20 protein-coding genes are annotated in these 19,616 nt (G+C 39.0%); 10 read left to right on the top strand and 10 right to left on the bottom strand.

Going from position 1 to position 19,616, the window contains the following annotated elements:
• Positions 1-14: 14 nt before the first annotated feature.
• Positions 15-1,001: an OmpA family protein gene (locus R3F25_01935; GenBank protein ID MEZ5495584.1), complete on the bottom strand. Its 987-nt coding sequence runs from the start codon at positions 999-1,001 to the stop codon at positions 15-17.
• The gene (locus tag R3F25_01930) at positions 998-1,372 is read right to left on the bottom strand and encodes a hypothetical protein (GenBank protein ID MEZ5495583.1); all 375 of its coding nucleotides are present in this window, start codon (positions 1,370-1,372) and stop codon (positions 998-1,000) included. Before R3F25_01930 ends, R3F25_01935 begins: the two co-directional genes overlap by 4 nt.
• A 112-nt stretch (positions 1,373-1,484) precedes the next feature.
• Here R3F25_01930 and R3F25_01925 point away from each other — a divergent pair, with 112 nt between their 5' ends.
• Positions 1,485-2,072 carry a lytic transglycosylase domain-containing protein gene (locus tag R3F25_01925; GenBank protein MEZ5495582.1) on the top strand — a complete coding sequence of 196 codons (588 nt, stop codon included), beginning with the start codon at positions 1,485-1,487 and terminating at the stop codon, positions 2,070-2,072.
• A gap of 57 nt (positions 2,073-2,129) precedes the next feature.
• Here the strand turns inward: R3F25_01925 and R3F25_01920 are convergent, their stop codons facing one another.
• The 3 genes from R3F25_01920 to R3F25_01910 form a co-directional block, all read right to left on the bottom strand.
• The gene (locus R3F25_01920) at positions 2,130-2,624 is read right to left on the bottom strand and encodes an Hsp20 family protein (protein MEZ5495581.1); all 495 of its coding nucleotides are present in this window, start codon (positions 2,622-2,624) and stop codon (positions 2,130-2,132) included.
• A gap of 109 nt (positions 2,625-2,733) precedes the next feature.
• Positions 2,734-4,335 (bottom strand): amidohydrolase family protein, encoded by a 1,602-nt coding sequence (locus tag R3F25_01915; protein ID MEZ5495580.1) that lies wholly within the window; start codon positions 4,333-4,335, stop codon positions 2,734-2,736.
• A gap of 4 nt (positions 4,336-4,339) precedes the next feature.
• Positions 4,340-5,995 carry an amidohydrolase gene (locus R3F25_01910; GenBank protein MEZ5495579.1) on the bottom strand — a complete coding sequence of 552 codons (1,656 nt, stop codon included), beginning with the start codon at positions 5,993-5,995 and terminating at the stop codon, positions 4,340-4,342.
• Between the two features lie 168 nt (positions 5,996-6,163).
• On the opposite strand from R3F25_01910, the gene R3F25_01905 reads away from it, so the two are divergent.
• The 7 genes from R3F25_01905 (at position 6,164) to R3F25_01875 (ending at position 12,515) form a co-directional block, all read left to right on the top strand.
• Positions 6,164-8,230 carry a S9 family peptidase gene (locus tag R3F25_01905; GenBank protein MEZ5495578.1) on the top strand — a complete coding sequence of 689 codons (2,067 nt, stop codon included), beginning with the start codon at positions 6,164-6,166 and terminating at the stop codon, positions 8,228-8,230.
• A gap of 95 nt (positions 8,231-8,325) precedes the next feature.
• On the top strand, positions 8,326-9,960 hold the full coding sequence (gene dnaX, locus R3F25_01900) for a DNA polymerase III subunit gamma/tau (GenBank protein MEZ5495577.1): 1,635 nt from the start codon (positions 8,326-8,328) through the stop codon (positions 9,958-9,960).
• Between the two features lie 7 nt (positions 9,961-9,967).
• Positions 9,968-10,291: a YbaB/EbfC family nucleoid-associated protein gene (locus R3F25_01895; protein MEZ5495576.1), complete on the top strand. Its 324-nt coding sequence runs from the start codon at positions 9,968-9,970 to the stop codon at positions 10,289-10,291.
• A gap of 10 nt (positions 10,292-10,301) precedes the next feature.
• Positions 10,302-10,889, top strand: coding sequence for a recombination mediator RecR (gene recR / locus R3F25_01890; protein MEZ5495575.1), 588 nt, complete (start codon positions 10,302-10,304; stop codon positions 10,887-10,889).
• Positions 10,886-11,233 (top strand): histidine triad nucleotide-binding protein, encoded by a 348-nt coding sequence (locus R3F25_01885; protein ID MEZ5495574.1) that lies wholly within the window; start codon positions 10,886-10,888, stop codon positions 11,231-11,233. Before recR ends, R3F25_01885 begins: the two co-directional genes overlap by 4 nt.
• A gap of 31 nt (positions 11,234-11,264) precedes the next feature.
• Positions 11,265-11,525, top strand: a complete 261-nt coding sequence (locus R3F25_01880) for a DUF4404 family protein (protein ID MEZ5495573.1) — start codon at positions 11,265-11,267, stop codon at positions 11,523-11,525.
• Positions 11,526-11,597: 72 nt separating this feature from the next.
• A complete protein-coding gene (locus R3F25_01875) occupies positions 11,598-12,515 on the top strand; it encodes a DnaJ C-terminal domain-containing protein (protein ID MEZ5495572.1) in 918 nt (305 codons plus the stop codon).
• A gap of 49 nt (positions 12,516-12,564) precedes the next feature.
• On the opposite strand, the gene hutH is transcribed toward R3F25_01875, so the two are convergent.
• The 3 genes from hutH to R3F25_01860 all read right to left on the bottom strand — a co-directional run bounded on the left by hutH (position 12,565) and on the right by R3F25_01860 (position 16,396).
• On the bottom strand, positions 12,565-14,091 hold the full coding sequence (gene hutH, locus R3F25_01870) for a histidine ammonia-lyase (GenBank protein MEZ5495571.1): 1,527 nt from the start codon (positions 14,089-14,091) through the stop codon (positions 12,565-12,567).
• A gap of 158 nt (positions 14,092-14,249) precedes the next feature.
• Positions 14,250-15,914 carry a urocanate hydratase gene (gene hutU / locus R3F25_01865; protein ID MEZ5495570.1) on the bottom strand — a complete coding sequence of 555 codons (1,665 nt, stop codon included), beginning with the start codon at positions 15,912-15,914 and terminating at the stop codon, positions 14,250-14,252.
• A complete protein-coding gene (locus R3F25_01860) occupies positions 15,911-16,396 on the bottom strand; it encodes a winged helix DNA-binding protein (protein MEZ5495569.1) in 486 nt (161 codons plus the stop codon). The genes hutU and R3F25_01860 overlap by 4 nt, the downstream gene beginning before the upstream one ends.
• 204 nt (positions 16,397-16,600) lie before the next feature.
• Here R3F25_01860 and ssb point away from each other — a divergent pair, with 204 nt between their 5' ends.
• Together ssb and R3F25_01850 are read left to right on the top strand one after the other, a co-directional pair.
• Positions 16,601-17,053, top strand: coding sequence for a single-stranded DNA-binding protein (gene ssb, locus R3F25_01855; protein ID MEZ5495568.1), 453 nt, complete (start codon positions 16,601-16,603; stop codon positions 17,051-17,053).
• Between the two features lie 75 nt (positions 17,054-17,128).
• Complete coding sequence (locus R3F25_01850) at positions 17,129-17,515, top strand: hypothetical protein (GenBank protein MEZ5495567.1); 387 nt, start codon at positions 17,129-17,131, stop codon at positions 17,513-17,515.
• A gap of 89 nt (positions 17,516-17,604) precedes the next feature.
• Here R3F25_01850 and R3F25_01845 read toward each other — a convergent pair whose 3' ends face one another.
• Both R3F25_01845 and R3F25_01840 read right to left on the bottom strand, forming a co-directional pair.
• The gene (locus R3F25_01845) at positions 17,605-18,753 is read right to left on the bottom strand and encodes a toxic anion resistance protein (protein ID MEZ5495566.1); all 1,149 of its coding nucleotides are present in this window, start codon (positions 18,751-18,753) and stop codon (positions 17,605-17,607) included.
• A 16-nt stretch (positions 18,754-18,769) separates the two neighbouring features.
• Positions 18,770-19,606 carry a 5-bromo-4-chloroindolyl phosphate hydrolysis family protein gene (locus R3F25_01840; protein ID MEZ5495565.1) on the bottom strand — a complete coding sequence of 279 codons (837 nt, stop codon included), beginning with the start codon at positions 19,604-19,606 and terminating at the stop codon, positions 18,770-18,772.
• Positions 19,607-19,616: the final 10 nt, after the last annotated feature.

The following is a 19,616-nucleotide window of genomic DNA, read 5'->3' as shown; positions in this document are numbered from 1 at the left end:
ATATTTATGATGACTTATTGCAGAATGATTATTTCTACGCGTCGGTTTTTTGCTTTACCGTCTTCAGTTGTGTTTTCAGCAACCGGAAAATCCTCTCCCATCCCAACAGCTTCCAGTTGTTTGGCTTCGATTCTATTTTTAATCAGTAAAGCCTTAACAGCTTCGGCACGTTCCTGTGATAGTCTTAAATTGAGTTTGGCAGAACCACTACTATCGGTATGCCCTTCGATACGAACTTTTTTGTCCGGATGAGTGTTTATAAACTCAACAACTTTGGAAAAATTATCAATGGCTTGTTGTTTAATGGATGATTTGCCGGAATCAAAAACAAAATCTCCCAAAGTCATAACCAATCCTTTGTCAGTTTGTTTGGAGGCAATAGAATTGAGTTTACGTTTAAGAGATTCCAGTTCCTCCAATGCCAGCTCTGCTTCTTGCTTGGCAAGGTCAGCTTCTTCAGCCTGAGCCTCAGCGTATCTTTTTGCGGCTTCAGTTTGTTGTTTGGCAAGGTCGGCTTCTTTTTGACTTTGTTCAGCCAGTTTCTCTGCTTCATTGGCTCGATCGTAAGCCCGTTTAGCTTCTTCTTGCTGGGCTATTAGCATTAAACGAGCGAGTTCGGCATCATGGCGAGCAATTTCTGCCTCAGTTTTAGAAATATCCACCTCAAGGTTATGTGCTGTTTCTTCTTCTTGTTCAATTTGGCTTTGTAACCATTGCTCTTCTGCGATCAGTCGGGCATAAGCGATATTGTGTTTTGCCATATACAAAGCCATTTCTCTTTCCTTGCGTTTGACTTTATTGTTGATGAGATCTTCAACGCTGGTTTTAGCTATTTGTTTTTCTTTTTTGGCAAAAGGCTTATAAGTTTGATTATCAACAAGGTTGTAATAGTCTTTTTCAAGGCTGGCGTAATCCAGTTCTGTTGATTGCTTTCCTGCCAGTAAGTTCGATGTGTAAAAGAAAGCAGATACTAATAAAATCAAATGACTATTAAACTTCATTGTAATTGTCCTTGTAAGTCGTCCAGAATCCTTTGTGATTCAATATTACTTTGTTTTAATTGCGAGAGTTGCTTTTGCAATTGATTGATTTCATATCGTTTTTTAACAATTTTCAAGTCAGCTTTAATTTCAGCAATGATCTGGCTAAAGTCTCTTTTTTTGCGCTTTTCTTTAAATTCTTTTGCCTGAATAATCTTTTTCTCGATGAAGCTGATTTCGACCGGAGCTGCATCAACATAGTTGAGCTCGTAGGCCTTACCTAATAATTTTTGCACTTCTTGAACTTCGTCGACTTCTTCTTTTTTGGCGTATGAGTGAGTTGCAACTATTATGATGATGCAAGCCGGAAGTATGTGTCTAAAGATGTTCATATATTGATTTTTGATTCCAAAAACGGTTTATTTTCTTGTTTATTTAGATATATTTCAAGCATAAAAATTCAATTCGCGGAAATATCTATTAAAATGAATCGCCATGAAAGTCATGTTTTTAACAATTTTATTAATATCTGTTGCCGGTTCTGTAAGTGCCAAATCAATGAAAGTTTATAAACACATTGATAGCAAAGGCGTGATTCATTATTCATCCAGAAAACCGAATGTGAAAAACTATAAGATACTTAATATTCGTTGCCCGGAATGCAGCTGGAAAAACAGTGTTAATTGGAAAACAACTCCTCTGATTACCGGTAAATATGAAAAAGAGATTCTTGAAGCTGCCAAAAAATGGTCCATTGATGCAGCATTGATTAAAGCGGTAATCCATGCGGAGTCTAGTTTTAAAGCGGATGCGCAATCCAGTGCAGGGGCGCAGGGGCTCATGCAATTAATGCCCTCAACACAGAAAATATATTCTGTTAATGATCCTTTTAATGCCCAACAAAATATTAATGCCGGAGTAGCGTATCTGAAACATTTGCTAAATACTTACAACAATAATTTAAAGTTGTCTTTAGCGGCTTATAACGCAGGTGAGGGAGCCGTTAAGAAATTTGGAAATACAGTTCCACCTTATAAAGAGACTGAGAACTATATCAATCGAGTTCAAACTTTACACAAAAGATATCAATAAAAAAGCCAGTGTAAAATTAACACCGGCTTTTTGTTCAATTATTAATGGTTTAGCTAATTAAGCAACGTGATTTTTAACAACTTTTACCTTTGTCTCTGAACTGTCAGTTTCTTTGCTTGATTCCAATGCTTTATTGTTGCCATTGATTTCAATGGTTCTGGGTTTCATGGCTTCGGGGATTTCCTTAACCAACTGAACATGCAACAATCCATTTTCCATGGTTGCTGTTGTCACTCTGACATGATCAGCTAACTGGAATTTTCTTTCAAAAGAGCGTGTTGCAATTCCTCTGTGAAGGAACTTACGTTCAACATCATTTTGAACTTTTCCACGAATGACAAGGGTGTTTTGTTCACTGGTGATTTCGATATCATTCTCTGTGAATCCCGCCAGTGCCAAAGTGATTTGATATTGATTTTCATCCAGACTCTCTATATTGTAAGGCGGATAAGAGACATTTGCCTGATCCATACGGTGAGCCTGATTCATAAGTTGAGCCATGCGGTCAAAACCTACGGATGTGCGAAATAATGGTGTTAAATCTAAATTCATAATATTCTCCTATGAAGCAATATTTAATAATATACCTAACTCAATGAGTTCAGGTTTCTAATTGTCAGTCCCAATCGGCAACCGACAACATTAATATAGTATCTTTAGATTATTTTTCAAGAGTAGGGTTAGTTCCTTCGGATGAATCAAATACCTTTCTTCCTCCGACCCATGTTTCTAAGACTTTGATGTTCTTGATTTCGGATGATTTGACTTCAAAGTAATCATTATCTATGAGGATAAAGTCAGCTAATTTGTCAGCTTCAAGGTTGCCCAAATAATTTTCCTGTCGGTTCGCATAAGCTGAATTCAACGTATAAAGCGAAAGAGCTTGGACTCTTGACAACTTTTCTGATGATTGAGGAGGATTTACCAATTTGTGTAATCCTGCAAACGGATTGATGGAGTCTGAATAGGGATAGTTTGACCCGGCAACCAGTTTGATATTTTTGTTTTGTAAATTTTGCCACCCTGAAAGTTTTCCTGACTGATTTGTTTTGAGTGCTTTCAAAATCATTTCCGGTTGCATTGCTAGAACCAACGGGTTCTTTTGTTTGGGAAATTGTTTTGTGGTGAATGTTTTTGAGAATTCCAGTTTGTTGCGAATATTTCTGTCACCAATTTCAATATTATTTAAAATATTTAAAGCATTTGCTAATTCTTTTTCATTGTTAACTTGAAATGATGCTTGCCAGTTATTGTCCAGATTGTCTTCAATCATTTTAACAATGATATCGTGATTGTTATCCGGGCGGAGAGGCAGGTTGTAACCTTCAGCGAGAAAACGGTCTTTCAAAATGTATTTAATATCATGGGTATGAAGAAACATTTGCTCATCATGGTAGGGAGTATACTTCATCGACCATTTAAACTTATGGTCTGAATACAGGATGTTTGAATTGACTCTAACTGGTAGCTTATTTTGTCGTAAAAAGGATTTGATAATATTCAGAGGTTTAAACTCAATTTCTGACTCCACAATTGTACCCAGACCATTTGATGCAATTTTATTCAGCGACTCAAGCATTGAATGATAAAACTCTTGAGGACGGTTAACCTGAAGATTATCTTCAATATAATTGATTGCTGAATCTACATAGATACCGGTGTGTTTCTTTTGTTCATCCACGAGTATCAAACCATCATACGGGCTGTCTCTCAGAGTTCTTATGCGTGTTTTGTTTATTGCGAATTTGCCCAACCAAACAACTCGATAATCTTTACTCAACAAATAGATGTTTTTTTTGACTTCCAAATCATCCAAATCCTTTGATGAGGGAAGAGTTTTATTCTTCCATTGAGTGTAATCCCATCCATAACCTTTAATCCACTCGTCATCCGGATATTCTTCAGCATGTTTTTTTATAGTATCCAAAACTTCTTGTTTGGATTTTGTTTGGCTTAAATCCAACATTAATTCGTTTTGAATCGGTCTTTGTAAATGCACCATTGCGTCCTGTAAAGCCGGTAGCATTGTCTTCCCTTGCCCATCTATGACTTTGCTGTCAGGAAACATTTGAATGAGTTGATCGTAATTTCCGGTTTTCAAAATCATATCATTTTCAAAAGCGATGGCTTGAAATTGAATTTTGGAATCTTGAGAGAGGCTATACCCCTTTATATTGTGAATAATTGTCGGTTTAGCAAATGTGATGCTACATTGAATCAGGAATAAAACTAACCAAATATGTTGTTGGGTTTTTCTACTCATAAATTTAATTTACAACTCCATTGTCATAGACTTTTTTACCACCAACCCAAGTCTGCAAAACATTCGTTTTCCAGATTTCCTGTTTGGGAATTTCGAAAATATTTTGATCAACCAGAATAAAATCGGCGTATTTTCCGGATTCAAGACTTCCTTGAACCTGATCTTTGCGGTTGGCGTAAGCGGCATTAATTGTGAATGACGCCAATGCTTGAGCAACGGATAGATTTTCAATTGGTATCCAACCATCTTTCGGTTGATTGTTTCGGTCTTGGCGAGTGACTGCTGCATGAAGACCATAAAAAGGATTGGCAAGTTCGACAGGGAAATCAGATCCCGATGCGATAATCACTCCTTTTTTCCAAAGGGTTTGCCAGGCATAAGCTCCTCTGAGTCTTTCGCGACCAACTCGATCTTCAGCCATGTTCATATCAGATGTCGCATGAGTGGGTTGCATGGAGGCAATAATGTCGAACTCTTTCAGTTTCTTTAAGTCTTCAAATTCGATAATTTGTGCGTGTTCGATACGGTTTCTGTTTTGTTTGGTATTGGCTTTTTCATTGGATAAGACTTCAATCGCAACACGGTTTGCTCGATCACCGATGGCGTGAATATTGGCTTGCCAACCTTTATCTGAATACTTGTAAATTAAACTTTCTAAAAAGTCTTTTGGTTGCACTAACTTACCCGAAGTATCATGTCTGTCGCTGTAAGGTTCGAGCATCGCAGCACCTCTGGAACCCAATGCGCCATCTCCCATAAACTTAATGGCATGAACTTGTAAATAACCATCTTTGCTGTGAACCGGGCCATTATCAATCATTTTATCCAGCAGGGACGAGCCGGATGCCAGCATGACATTAACACGAATTGGTAGTTTGCGCTGTTCTGAAAGAGTGATATAGGAATCATATTCTGTCCAGTCAACTCCGGCATCATCAACTGAAGTCAATCCAAGTGAGGCAAGATAGTTGAGAGCTTCGTGAATAATGGTTGTTACTTGCTCCTGACTTTCATTTTCAAGATGCTTTCCAATAATGCCCATCGCTGTATCTACAAATATTCCTGTTTGGATTCCATTGGCATCAACGATGATTTCGCCACCCGGCATATCTTTTAAGTGATTTCCGCTTTGTGCAATTTCCATTGCTTTAGAGTTGGCCCAACCGGCATGACCGTCAACTCGTCTGAGCCAGATTGGCTTGTCAGTTTTGAGTTTGTCTAAATCTTTGAATGTTGGAAATTTGTTTTCTTCCCAAAGAGCCTGATTCCAACCACGTCCAAGAATCCATGAATTATTAGGGTGCTCATCAATAAATTTTTGAATGATTTCTAACGATTCCTCAAGAGAGGTTACACCCATTAAATCAACTTCATTCTTAAGGTTTCCTAGTGCGAGAACATGCCCGTGCGCATCGTTAAGCCCGGGAAGAATCGAGTTATTGTTTCCATCAATCAATTCAGCTTCTTGGTATTTTTCCAATAAGTTTTTACTGGCTCCCACTTCCAAAATTTTGTCATTCTCAAATGCAATTGCCTGAAAACTGACATGTTTACCATTATTAATTGTATTACCTTGGATATTATGAATAATTGTCACCCTGGCAAAAGTCGGGTTACATGTTACAATCAGGATAATTAGTATTAATGCTTTTTTAATCATGTTAGAAACTGGTTGGTTGAATAGAATAATTCTCATTGTAACTCTTTTTCACGGCAAAAAACAGGCAGTATTTATTCAAACCAAATTAAAATTTGGGCGTTCCCCTTTATTATGAAAAAAGTCTATTTTCTAATTTTTATTGTTTTTCAAAATCACTCAGTTGCAGTTATGAATCTATCTGAACCTAACAATAGTATCGTTCCACAAGCAGAAAAAGTGGAACATAGTCATCAATACCACAATGAGTCCAGAGTGGATAATTACCAGTGGTTAAGAGACGATGACCGTGCTGATAAAAAAGTGCTGGATTACTTGAGCGCTGAGAATAAATACACCGATGCTCAATTATCATCCCATAAAACCGAGATTGAAAATATTTATCACGAAATTATTGCTCGCTTGCCTCATAAAGAAAGTACGGTTCCTTCAAAGATTGATGATTATTGGTATTATTCCAGATATGATACCGGTAACGAATACGAAATTTTAGCCAGAAAAAAACATGAATTGACAGCCGAAGAAGAAATCATACTGGATATGAATCTTCGAGCAGAAAACCAAGCCTACTATTATTCCAACTATCAGGAGATTTCACCGAATCATCAAATTTTAGCATTTTCCGAAGATACATCAGGAGACCTGCAATACACTCTGTACTTCAAGGACTTAAATACCGGAACGCTTTACAAAGATAAGATTGAGAATACCAGTGGCGAGGTGGTTTGGGCTCTGGATAATAAAACCATCTTCTATATTAAAAAACATCCGGTAACTTTGCTAGGGTATCAAGTATATCGTCATAAATTAGGAAGTAATGAAGAGGATGTTCTGGTTTATGAAGAAAAGGACAATAGTTTTTATTTGGGAATAGGAAACAGCACTTCGAGAAATTATTTGTATATCATGGCAGGAAGCACGACTTCGTCAGAAGTATTGTATCTGCATGCCAATAAACCGAATGGAGAATTCAAGTCGTTTCACCCTCGCGAAAGCAATCATGAATATTCAGTTGAAGAGTTTAACAATGAGTTTTATATTCTGACAAATTGGCAAGCACAGAATTTCCGAGTGATGAAAACATCACTGGAACATTCAAACAACAAACAAAAGTGGCAGGAAGTCATAGCGCATGATAAAGAAACTCTAATTTATGATTTGAATGTTTTTAGTAATTACATTGTTCTTGAGCAACGCAATGACGGGATTCTTCATCTCAAAGTTATTAATAGAAGCGATGGAAGTTCAAAGCTGATTCAATCCAAAGAGCAAACCTACACTATGTGGCTGGATTATAATCCACAACAAAACACCGATGTGCTTCGTTACAGCTATGCATCAATGACGATTCCATTTACGGTTTATGAATATGATATGCAAACAGAGAAACAAAAAATTCTGAAACGCGATGAGATTGCAACAGAATATAATCCGGATGATTTTCATAGTGAAAAACTATTAGTCAAAGCCAGAGATGGAGAAATGGTTCCGGTCTCTTTGGTCTATAAAAAATCAGCCATTCCATTAGGTCTGCGTCCGTTATTGGTATATGGTTATGGCTCTTATGGAAGCTCTGTTGATCCAACTTTTTCTTATTCACGAATTTCATTGCTCAACCGTGGTTTTATTTATGCCATTGCCCATGTTCGGGGCTCGCAAGCCAAGGGCAGACAATGGTACGAAGATGGTAAACTTTTGAAAAAGAAAAATACTTTTACTGATTTCGTTGATGTTACCAAAGGTTTATTAGAAAAAGACTACGGCGATAAAAATAACGTCTTTGCAGTCGGTGGTTCAGCAGGTGGTTTGCTTATGGGCGTCATTGCGAATACAGATGGCATGCTTTATAAGGGTATTATTGCCCAAGTACCATTTGTTGACGTAATAACTACAATGCTGGATGAAGATATTCCGCTGACAACCGGTGAATTTGACGAGTGGGGGAATCCCAAAGTCAAAGAATTTTACGATTATATGATGTCGTATTCGCCCTATGATAATGTCAAAAAACAGAACTATCCCAATATGTTGGTAACAACCGGTTTGAATGATACACAAGTGCAGTACTGGGAACCGGCAAAGTGGGTTGCCAAGTTAAGGGAGATGAAAACTGACAATAATCTCTTGTTGTTACGGACAAATATGGATGCCGGTCACGGAGGCACTTCAGGTCGCTATCAACAATATAAGGAAGTCGCTGAAGAATATGGCTTTTTGATAAAACTGATTAGCGACTAACAGGCTTTTTTAAATTCTTAAAATTTATTAAATGATAAAATTGTTTGTGATATGATGACCGTTTTATTAGATAAATTTCTCAAGGATAAGTTTTTATGAGTTATCAGGTACTGGCGAGGCAATTCAGACCTAAAGATTTCAGCGAACTTGTGGGTCAGGAACATGTGGCTCAAGCGCTGATCAATGGTTTAGAGCATAATCGTCTGCATCATGCTTTTTTATTCACCGGTACCCGAGGCGTTGGTAAAACCACAATTGCCCGAATTCTCGCAAAAGCCCTCAATTGTGAAAAAGGGGTGACGGGTTCACCTTGTGGAGTTTGTAATGCCTGCCGTGAAATCAACGAAGGCAAATTTGTGGATTTAATTGAAGTCGATGCAGCTTCGAGAACCGGAGTTGATGACACTCGGGAGCTTCTGGAGAATGTTCAATATGCGCCAACTTATGGTCGTTACAAAATCTATTTGATTGATGAGGTTCACATGTTTTCACGAAGCAGTTTTAATGCTTTGCTGAAAACTCTCGAAGAGCCGCCTGAACATGTCAAATTTTTATTGGCAACAACCGAACCTGAAAAACTTCCGGTGACGGTTTTATCAAGATGTTTGCAATTTAATCTAAAACGTCTGAATTTATCTCAAATCAGCAATCATTTAGCCAAGTTACTGGATTTGCAAAATATCTCGTATGAAAAACCGGCTCTGGAACAAATTGCCAGAGCAGCAGACGGTTCTATGCGTGATGGCTTGAGTTTACTGGATCAAGCACTGGCATTTGGAGCCGGTCAGATAACCGACAAAGATGTACAACTCATGCTGGGGACAATTCATCAGAATAGTGTGGTTGAATTGCTTGAATGTGTGATTGATGGCAATCAATCCATGGTGTCTGACAAACTCAAACAATTGCATGAATTTTCACCGGATTATTCACGTTTTCTGCATGATATGGCGTTGTTATTGCACGAATTATCACTGGTACAGATTTTGAACTCGTATGTGGAAAACTCAAGATTCGACAGAAACAATCTGCAAGTATTGTTATCAAAAACCAATCCGGAACAAGTTCAATTATATTATGAAATAGTCAGTAAAGGGCAGGATTTAATCAAACTGGCACCGGATAGCAAAACCGGGTTTGAGATGACGATTATCCGCATGTTTGCTTTTAAAATTGGTTCTCCGGATTCCGGCACGGCAAAAAAACGAGCTATTGAGTCAAACTTAACCAATCCATCAAAAGTAGAGACTAGTTCTTCGACAATTCCATCAAATCAATCTGAAGTTCACTTAGAAGATAATCAAATATCTGAAAATCTCGGAAAATACACCTTGACAGATTTCAACAACGACAATTGGGCAGAAATACTTTCAAATTTACCAATTAAAGGAATGACCAGAGAACTGGCCAGAAATGCAAAAATTTCATCACATAACAACACATTGATATTGATGATTGAAGAAGTTGCCCATAACTTAATGAGCAATAAAGCTGTAAATGATTTAAAAGATGCAATCGCAGCAATCTCAGTTGATGGAATCGGTGTGAAAATACAGCAAAGTACCGAATCATTTGATACGATTGCCAAGGTCGAAATCAAAAAAGAAGAAAAGAACGTGCAAAATGTGATTAACGAGGTTGAGAACAACCCTTTTGTCAAACATATGCAGGAAAATTTTGATGCGGAAGTGATTCAGATTAAACAAGGTAAAAACTTTTTAGAGGTATAAAAAAACAATGAAAGGACAACTCGGAAATCTCATGCAACAGGCTCAGAAAATGCAGGAGCAAATGCAGAAACAACAGGAAGAAATGGCAAACAAAACCGTTGTCGGACAGGCCGGAGCGGGAATTGTTAAAATTACCATGAATGGTAAAAGTCAGGTCAAGGGGATAGAAATTGACTATGATATGCTCGATGGCGATATGGAAATGATGGAAGATTTAATTGTTGCCGCATTTAATGACGCACAAAACAAAATTGTTCAGGAACAGCAAAATTCAATGGCTGATATGATGGGCGGAATGCAACTTCCTCCTGGTTTTAAAATGCCGTTTTAAAGTTAAATAGATGTCTTTGCTTTCTCAATTAATGAATGCTTTTCAGATTCTTCCCGGAGTGGGTCCTAAATCCGCTCAGAGAATCTGTTTTAATTTATTACAAAAAAACAAAGACGGTGCATTAAAACTGGCTGAAATCCTCAAACAAGCGTGTGAGAATATCGGTGAATGTAAAAGATGCAGAACCTTAACCGAAAACGAACTTTGTCGCATTTGTTCCAGTGGCAAACGCAACGCCGAACAACTTTGTGTTGTGGAAACTCCGGCAGATTTAATGCAGATTGAGCAATCGACTGATTATTCCGGAACATACTTCGTTTTGCACGGAAAACTCAGTCCGTTGGATGGCTTAGGACCGAATGAATTGGGTTTCCCGAAACTGGTAGATATATTATCCAATGAACCGATAAAAGAAGTCATTTTGGCGACCAGTTCGACTTTAGAAGGGCAAACAACATCTCAATACATTGCCCAAATGTGTGCCAAAGCAGAGATCAAAGCCACCGGATTAGCACATGGTGTGCCATTGGGTGGTGAGTTGGAATATGTGGATGCAAGCACCATTGCTCATGCATTCGGGAGTAGAGAAACCTTATGACAACAGAAACTATATTCGACAAAATTATCAATCGTGAAATTCCCGCAGAAATTGTATTTGAAAATGATAGCGTGCTGGGTTTCAAAGATATCAATCCACAAGCACCGGTTCATGTGCTGTTTATACCCAAAACAAGAATACCAACCATTAATGATTTAGCGGATGAACAAAAACATTTAGTTGGTGATTTGTATCTGGCGGCCCGTGATTATGCCAAACAAATTGGTGAGGATGAAAATGGTTACCGAGTGATAATGAACTGTAACGAAAATGGTCAACAAACGGTGTTTCATATTCACTTGCATTTTTTGGCAGGACGTCAGATGACCTGGCCTCCGGGTTGATGAAAAATATTGAATAAAACAGGATATAAAAATGAGCTTAGAAAAAGTTAAAGAACTATTGCAAGAACTTCAGGAAGAGTTGAAAAACACATCAGAGGTTGATGAGCAAACCCAACAGCAAATTGATGAAATTGATGCCAATATTCATCAAATGCTTAGTGCCGATGATGTTCATGAAAGAGATATTTACGATGCCATTGTGGAAAAAGAGTACGAGTTTGTCAACGAGCATCCAATGGCTTCGGGAATCATCAGACAAATCATTGATATTCTCAGCAAAGCCGGAATTTAGAGGGACATCATAGCCTTGAAATTTAACCAAAAAATCACCATTTATATCGAAGTTTAAACTTAAAAATATTCGATGGAATATAAAGATTATTACAAAATTCTAGGTGTTGACCGCAAAGCCGATAAAGCCGAAATTAAAAAGGCTTATAAGCGTTTGGCGAGAAAATATCATCCTGATGTCAGCAAAGAACCCAATGCTGAAGATAAGTTTAAAGAAGTCAATGAAGCCTATGAAGTGCTTAAAAGCGATGAAAATCGGGCTGCCTATGATCAATTAGGGTCGAACTGGAAAGCCGGACAGCAAGGCTTTGGAGGACAAGGCGGTTTTGGTGGAGGTGCTGATTTTGCTGATTTCTTTGAATCGATTTTTGGAGGAAGAGCAGGGCGTTCTTCGCATTCGGGTTTTGAAGGTTTTGGGGGACAGCAACATTTTCAACGCAAAGGCCAAAACATTAAACAAACCATTCAAGTTCCTTTGCAGGATTTGTATACAGGTGTGAACCGTACTTTTGTTATCAAACAACCGGAACAACACTCCTCCGGACAAACCTATATGGTTGAAAAGCGCATCAATGTCAAAATTCCTAAAGGCATCGAGCCGGGTAAAAGTATCAGGCTAAAAGATAAAGGTGAGCCGGGATTGAATGGTGGTCCGCCGGGTGATTTGTTGTTAAAAATTGAGCTGGATGCTCATTCCAAATACGAGCTTAAAGGCAAAGATGTTTACATGGACTTGCCGGTGACTCCATGGGAAGCTGCACTCGGAGCAAAAGTAAATGTCGAAACTCCTGCGGGTTCGGTTGGTTTAAATATTCCAAAGAATATGCAAACCGGTAAAAAAATGCGTCTGACTGGGAAAGGTCTGCCGGCTGCTGATGGAGCCGGTGATCTTTATACAGTCATTAAAATTGTGAATCCACCGGATAGTTCAAAAGCCGAAAAACAATGGCAGGAACTGGCAAAACAGTTTGATTTTAATCCAAGAGTATAGACTTTATACACAGAATTAAAAGAGGTGGATTTTTCCACCTCTTTTCTATTTAGAAACTTGGACACAAACCCGATAAATGACGATTAAACTCTCCTCTGAGAACCATATTGCGTAAGCAATGCAAATCATCGGTCATCAGACGGTCGTTATCCAGAAACGCGACTTTTTCACGAACTTGTTGATAAACCGAATAAAGCTGAGGTGAAGTTTTCAGGTTCTCATGAAAATCAATACTCTGACAAGCTGCCATAATCTCAATCGCTACAATAGTTGCCGTGTTTTCCGACATATCAGTCAGGCGTCTGGCAGCAAAAGTTGCCATGGAAACATGGTCTTCCTGATTGGCTGAAGTTGGAATGGTATCTGAGCTTGAAGGATGTACCAGTGTTTTATTTTCCGAAGCCAAAGCAGCAGCTGTCACATGCGCAATCATAAAGCCTGAATTAACTCCTGAATCCGGAACCAAAAATGCTGGTAGTCTGGACATATTTGGATCAATCAACATGGCGATTCGACGTTCGGACATATTACCCATATCCGCCAAGCCAATTGCAATGAAATCAGCAACCAACCCGACTGGCTCAGCATGAAAATTTCCACCGGAAAGCACATCGCCCTCTTTTGAAAAAATCAAAGGATTATCGGTTGCCGCATTGGCTTCAATCAATAATCGGCTAGCTGCATATTGAATCGAATCCCAGATTGCTCCCATAACCTGAGGTTGACAGCGTAAACAATAAGGATCCTGCACACGTCCGCAATCCTCATGTGATTTTAGAATTTCACTGTCTCGTAATAAACCACAATAGGCTTTAGCCAGCTTCATTTGCCCGATTTGTCCACGTGCCTCATGGATACGCATATCAAACGGACTGAGCGAACCTTTGGCGGCATCAACCGACAAAGCTCCGGCTAAGACAGCGGCATTGAAACTGTTCTCAGTTAAAAACAAGCCTTTCAATGCCAATCCGGTTGAAACCTGTGTACCGTTTAAAAGAGCTAACCCTTCTTTCGGTCCCAGTTTGATGGGATTTAATCCTGCTTTTTGTAAAGCCAATGAGGAATCAATCACTTCTCCCTGATACCATGCTTTACCTAATCCTATCATGGTTAAGCTCATGTGAGCCAAGGGAGCCAAATCTCCGGAAGCACCCACCGAGCCTTTTTCAGGAATGATTGGATAAATCTCATGATTGATCATATCCATCAACAGATTGATGGTGTTCGGATGAATCCCGGAAAAGCCTTGTGCCAAACTGACTGACTTTAAAGTCATAATCAAACGAGTAGTGTCTTTGTCTATGGCATTACCCACGCCGGTTGCATGTGAAATGACTAAATTCCGTTGCAAAGTATCCAAATCCTGTCGGGCGATTTTTTTGCTGGCGAGTAAACCAAATCCGGTATTGACCCCATAAACAGTCTGATCGGAATCAGCAATATCAGTCACCGTTTTCCGTGAAGCCTTGATTCCTTCCATTAACTCATCATCAATAGAAAACTGAATCGGGTTCTCCCAGATATGGCGTAAATCCGCAAGAGTTAAGCCTTGTTTTGTTAGTTTTATTTTTTTCATATCAATAACTTCCGTTATCTAGTTAGTAAAGTAACACAGAGATTCACGGAGAATCACGGAGCTACACAGAGTTTTTTCTTGTCCGCAGATTAACGCAGATAATCGCAGATATTTTAATATTTATACTTCAGTAAAATCATTTTTCTACTTAACTATCTTCAATCAATCATCGGCAAATTCAAGCCGTTTTCTTTAGCACATTCCTTGGCAATCTCATATCCCGCATCAGCATGGCGCATGACTCCGGTTGCGGGGTCATTCCAAAGGACTCTGGCAATTCTTTCATCAGCTTCTTTAGTGCCATCACAACAGATGACCACACCGGAATGCTGAGAGTATCCCATGCCGACACCGCCTCCGTGATGCAGGGAAACCCAAGTCGCTCCACCCGCAACATTAAGCATAGCGTTTAGTAACGGCCAATCGGAAACGGCATCTGAGCCATCCATCATACTTTCGGTTTCGCGATTGGGTGAAGCCACGGAGCCGGAGTCCAGATGATCACGACCAATCACCACAGGAGCTTTGAGTTCGCCGTTTCGTACCATTTCGTTAAATGCCAATCCCAGTTTGTGTCTTAATCCTAAACCGACCCAGCAGATTCTTGCCGGTAATCCCTGAAAGCTGATGCGTTGTTTTGCCATATCCAGCCAGTTGTGTAAATGCGGGTCATCGGCAATGATTTCTTTGACTTTTTCATCGGTTTTGTAGATGTCTTCGGGGTCTCCCGATAGAGCAGCCCAACGGAAAGGTCCTACACCGCGGCAGAATAGGGGGCGAATATAAGCAGGAACAAAACCGGGGAAATCAAAAGCGTCTTTAACGCCTTCATCGAATGCTTCCTGACGGATGTTGTTGCCATAATCTACAGTTGGAATACCATCATGATAAAAATCCAGCATCGCCTGAACCTGAACGGCCATGGATTTTCGTGCTTCTTTGGCAACCAAGTCCGGGTTATCCTGAGCTTCTCTGCGCCACTGTTCGACTGTCCAGCCTTGTGGTAAATAACCGTTTATTGGATCATGTGCAGAGGTTTGATCGGTGACCAAGTCGGGTTTGATTCCTCTTTTATGAAGTTCAGGGAATATATCAGCGGCATTTCCCAGCAATCCAATAGAAATCGCTTCGCCTTTTTCCAGTGCTTCATTCAGCATTTGCATGGCTTCATCGACCGTATAGGCTTTTTTGTCCACATAACGAGTCTTCATGCGGAAGTCAATTCGGGTTTCATCACATTCCACCGCAATCATACAGTATCCGGCCATGGTGGCTGCCAAAGGTTGAGCGCCGCCCATGCCTCCGAGTCCTCCGGTTAATATCCACTTGCCTTTGGTATTGCCGCCAAAATGTTGTCTTCCGGCTTCCACAAAAGTTTCGTAAGTTCCCTGAACGATTCCCTGAGAACCGATATAAATCCACGAACCGGCAGTCATTTGTCCGTACATCATCAGACTTTTTTTATCCAATTCGTTGAAATGTTTCCAGTTCGCCCATGCCGGAACTAAATTAGAATTGGCAATCAAAACTCTTGGTGCATCTTTATGAGTCTGAAAAACACCAACCGGTTTGCCCGATTGCACCAGTAAAGTTTGGTCTTCTTCGAGAGTTTTCAGAGTTTCAACGATTTTATCAAAGCATTCCCAGTTTCTGGCAGCTCTGCCGATTCCTCCGTAAACAACTAACTCTTCAGGTCTTTCGGCAACTTCAGCGTCTAAATTATTCATCAACATTCGTAAGGGAGCCTCTGTCAGCCATGATTTGGCATTGAGCTTTGTGCCGGTTGGAGCTTTGATTTTTCTGCTTTTGTCAATTCGTGTCATTTCTTATTCTCAATAAATCTTGTATATAAATTTTTTTGTTTCAAACTATTAATCGTTTGTGTCAGAACCTCATAAATATTGGCATTCACTTCTTTTGATAGATTTTGGTAAACCTCTGACATGGAGTTTTGTTCCAGTAATGTCGCTTGCTGTTTACCTTTATCAGTTAAAAAATACAGAGTTCGGCGTTTATCATTTGGGTCATCGGTATCATCAATCAATCCCAAAGACTTTAACTTGGGAAGTTTTTGTTTGATAAGCTGGTGAGACTGGTTGAGTGATTTTGCCAGATCAGCAAGTGATGCATTGGTTAGTTTTTTTAAACTGTGAATAATCGAACAAGACTTAACAGGAACAATAATGCCAACCATTTCATAAACCGGCTTGATTTGTTCTCGGATTAAATTTCCCAAGTCTTCAGCCTGCTTGCCAATAAACGATTTGCTGAAGTTTTCAGGTCTCTTTAAGCTGCTTTCTACCACAGTAATAGTATTTAAGTAATATGTTGCGCAATATGTTACCTAAAATTTATTTTGTGTCAATTCTTCTTGGTCTTTTTAAAAATATCGGTTGAATACAAAAAAGTATTCACACTCTGAAATTTTAGAGTATAATTTTGTTCACTTAATTTAATTTCAACAAATTAAACATCGATTCGGCAGTAAAATATATAGGAGGTACGGAAGATGGCAAGAGGTATAAATAAAGTAATCATCGTAGGAAACCTGGGACAAGACCCTGAAGTTCGTTACACCACATCTGGCAGTGCTGTTACCAATATTTCGGTAGCGACATCCGAAACCTGGAAAGATAAAAACACCAATGAAGATGTCACCAAAACGGAATGGCATAGAGTGGTTTTCTTTGGTCGTTTGGCAGAAATAGCCGGTGAATACCTAAAAAAAGGTTCACAAGTTTACATTGAAGGTAAATTGCAAACTCGTAAATGGCAGGATCAGAACAACCAAGACAGATACACCACTGAAATCATAGCAAACGAATTGCAAATGCTCGGTGCTCGCCAAGGCGGAGGCTCTCAAGCTCCTTTTGCTTCACAACCACCATCATCGCCACCGAATATGCACCACGATAATAATGGGCCGTCTTTTGATGACTTTGATGATGATATACCGTTCTGAGGATTGTAAATAAAATCTATAAAGCCTCAATTTGAGGCTTTTTATTAAATGTGATACAACCAATTGAGTGAAATAATGAAAAAGATATTAATGATAATTGCTCTACATTTTTCCATAGTTGCAGTTTCCGCTGAATGGAATTGCAGAAATGAGCAACTCGAGATTCAATGCGATAGCAGCGAATGTCGTTCAAGTGATTCATTTACTCCTTTGGATGTTTATTTGAATACAGAAAATGGTGAAATCTCTGTGGGTATGTATTCAGGAGTTTGGAAGGGAACAGCGAATATCACTGAACACGGAAACTTGATTGTTGTGTTTGCTAAAGAATTGGAGTTTTCTAACTCTGCTTCCAACAAAGAAGACTTTTTTCTAGCAATTGATAAAATGGATAATGTTGCTGTTTTTAAGGGTAGTGATTATGCTATGCCAATGACTTGTCGTTCTAAAAGTCCTAAATAAACCTGCAACTTCATAAATTTTTTTGATAAAAAAACACCATTCAATGATAAGAATGGTGTTTTTGGGCTGCTTACAGAGCGCTGAAAAAATTATTCTTCAGTCTGTGCTTCAGCTTTCACTTTGTTGCTAACCAAAGCTTCTTTGAGTTTGTTTTCACTTTCTTCCAGTTCAGCAATGGCATTTTTACGCATAGCTTTGCCTTCGGCTGAAATTCTAATGCTGTCTTCGATGGTTTCGATGAGAGTGTTATTTGCTTGTTTAATCACTTCTAGGTCGAAAATACCTCTTTCCAGTTGCTCGCGAACTTGTTTGTTGGCAATTTTCAGATTTTCAGCATTGTCTTTGAGTAATTCATTGGTTAAATCCGAAGCATCTTTAATTGTTTTTGCAGCAGCTCCGCTTCTCCAGATGGTAACTGTTTGCGCCAGTTGTTGTCGCCATAAAGGAATAGTGTTAGCAATGGTTGAGTTGATTTTATTAATTAAACCTTTGTCATTTTCCTGAATTAAACGAATGCTCGGCAAACTTTGCAACGTAACCTGACGAGTCAAGCGTAAATCATGAACACGGCGTTCGAGGTCATCTCTGGCACTTTTCAAATCTCTGAGTTCCTGAGCTTTAAGCATGTCCTCTGATGACTCGGCTTCTTGTTGAAGGGCCGGTAATAATTCTTCATCAACCTGACGAATTTTTTCTTCGCCTGCCTGAATGTAATTTTCCAGTGTGTGGAAATATTCCAGATTGGCAGTATAGAGACGATCTAAACTGGTGATGTCTTTCAACAGAGTGACTTTATGATCTTCCAGTTTGTTAGTAATGGAATCAATCTGCTTTTTGACGGTTTCGTATTTTTGCAGGAACTTTGCCAGAGGTTTCATCTTTCCAAACAAACGGGCAAAAAACCCCGGTTTCTTGTTTGGATCTAATTCATCAACATCAAAACCTCGGATTGTAGCAACCATTTCGTTTAATGCAGCACCTGAGCCACCTAAATCTTTGTTTCTGACACCTTCAAGCATTTTGTCAGAGATTTCAGTAACACTCTCTTGTGCTTTTGAACCAAAAAAGATGATGGAGTTACTATCCTTCATATTGATTTCTGCAATCAACTTGTCAATTTCCTGTTTTTCGCTATCATCGGCTTGGTTGTATGGAGCTAATTCGTTTTTTACACCCGGTACAATTTCGTCATTCAATAGAGTGATTTCCTCTTGAGTTTTTGTTTTGGTATCAGTCATAATTTTTCCTCAATGGTTAATTGATTCCTTGTTTTTTCAGTAATGTATTGAGAACTTCGATATCGACATCTAAATCAAATACGTCACTGGAAATGAGTTTCTCGTATTGCTCTGCAAAGACAGTTTCGATATTCCCTAATACTTCTTTGAAGTTTTCATCCAATTTCTTATATGAATCGTCTTTGTTTGCAGAAGAATATCGCTCAACAACGCTTTCCGCACCTGTCAGATATGTGTTGAGAAACCTTCTGGCTTTAGTTATTTTCCCCGGATTTTCATATAATACATTCAGAACATCTCGTGCCAATGTAGTAATTTTCTCCAGAGAAAAATTCATTTCACGGTTTTTAATTTTTTTAGCAGATTGCTCAATACTTAAAACCAAAGCCTCGCTTTCTTGTAATATTTCTAAGGCTTTCTCAGCGTCGTTGATATCATTAAAGCCAATGTGTTTGGATTTGATAGGATCCAGACCATACCAAAGCCAACAGCCAATTGTTGCTGCTGCTCCAAAGCCAATTGCGGCAAATAAGTTAAATTCGGCTAAGAGCCACGATGCAACAAAACTGGCGGCTCCAAGAACAAGCGATGATAAAAACATCATCGGAAACGGTTTGGAGTTGGCAAATTTTTGTGATAAATACAAACTTCTATTCTTTAAACCGGTACTCATCCAAGTGGCTGCTACAACAATTGCAACAAATACAGCCGAAGTCAGTACCAAATTGATAAGCTCACCATTGATTAGTTTGGAAAGAATGCTGAATAAATAAGGCAGTGAGTAAAGATATAACAACCAAGCGCTATTACTTTTGTTGCTCTGAATATGTGTTTTTCTGTATCTTGCTGCCATTATATGACTC

It is taken from the genome of Gammaproteobacteria bacterium (genome assembly GCA_041395445.1).
GTDB lineage: Bacteria > Pseudomonadota > Gammaproteobacteria > Xanthomonadales > Marinicellaceae > NORP309.
Note: the sequence above shows the minus strand (reverse complement) of the source record. Positions and strands in the feature narration are given on the sequence as shown.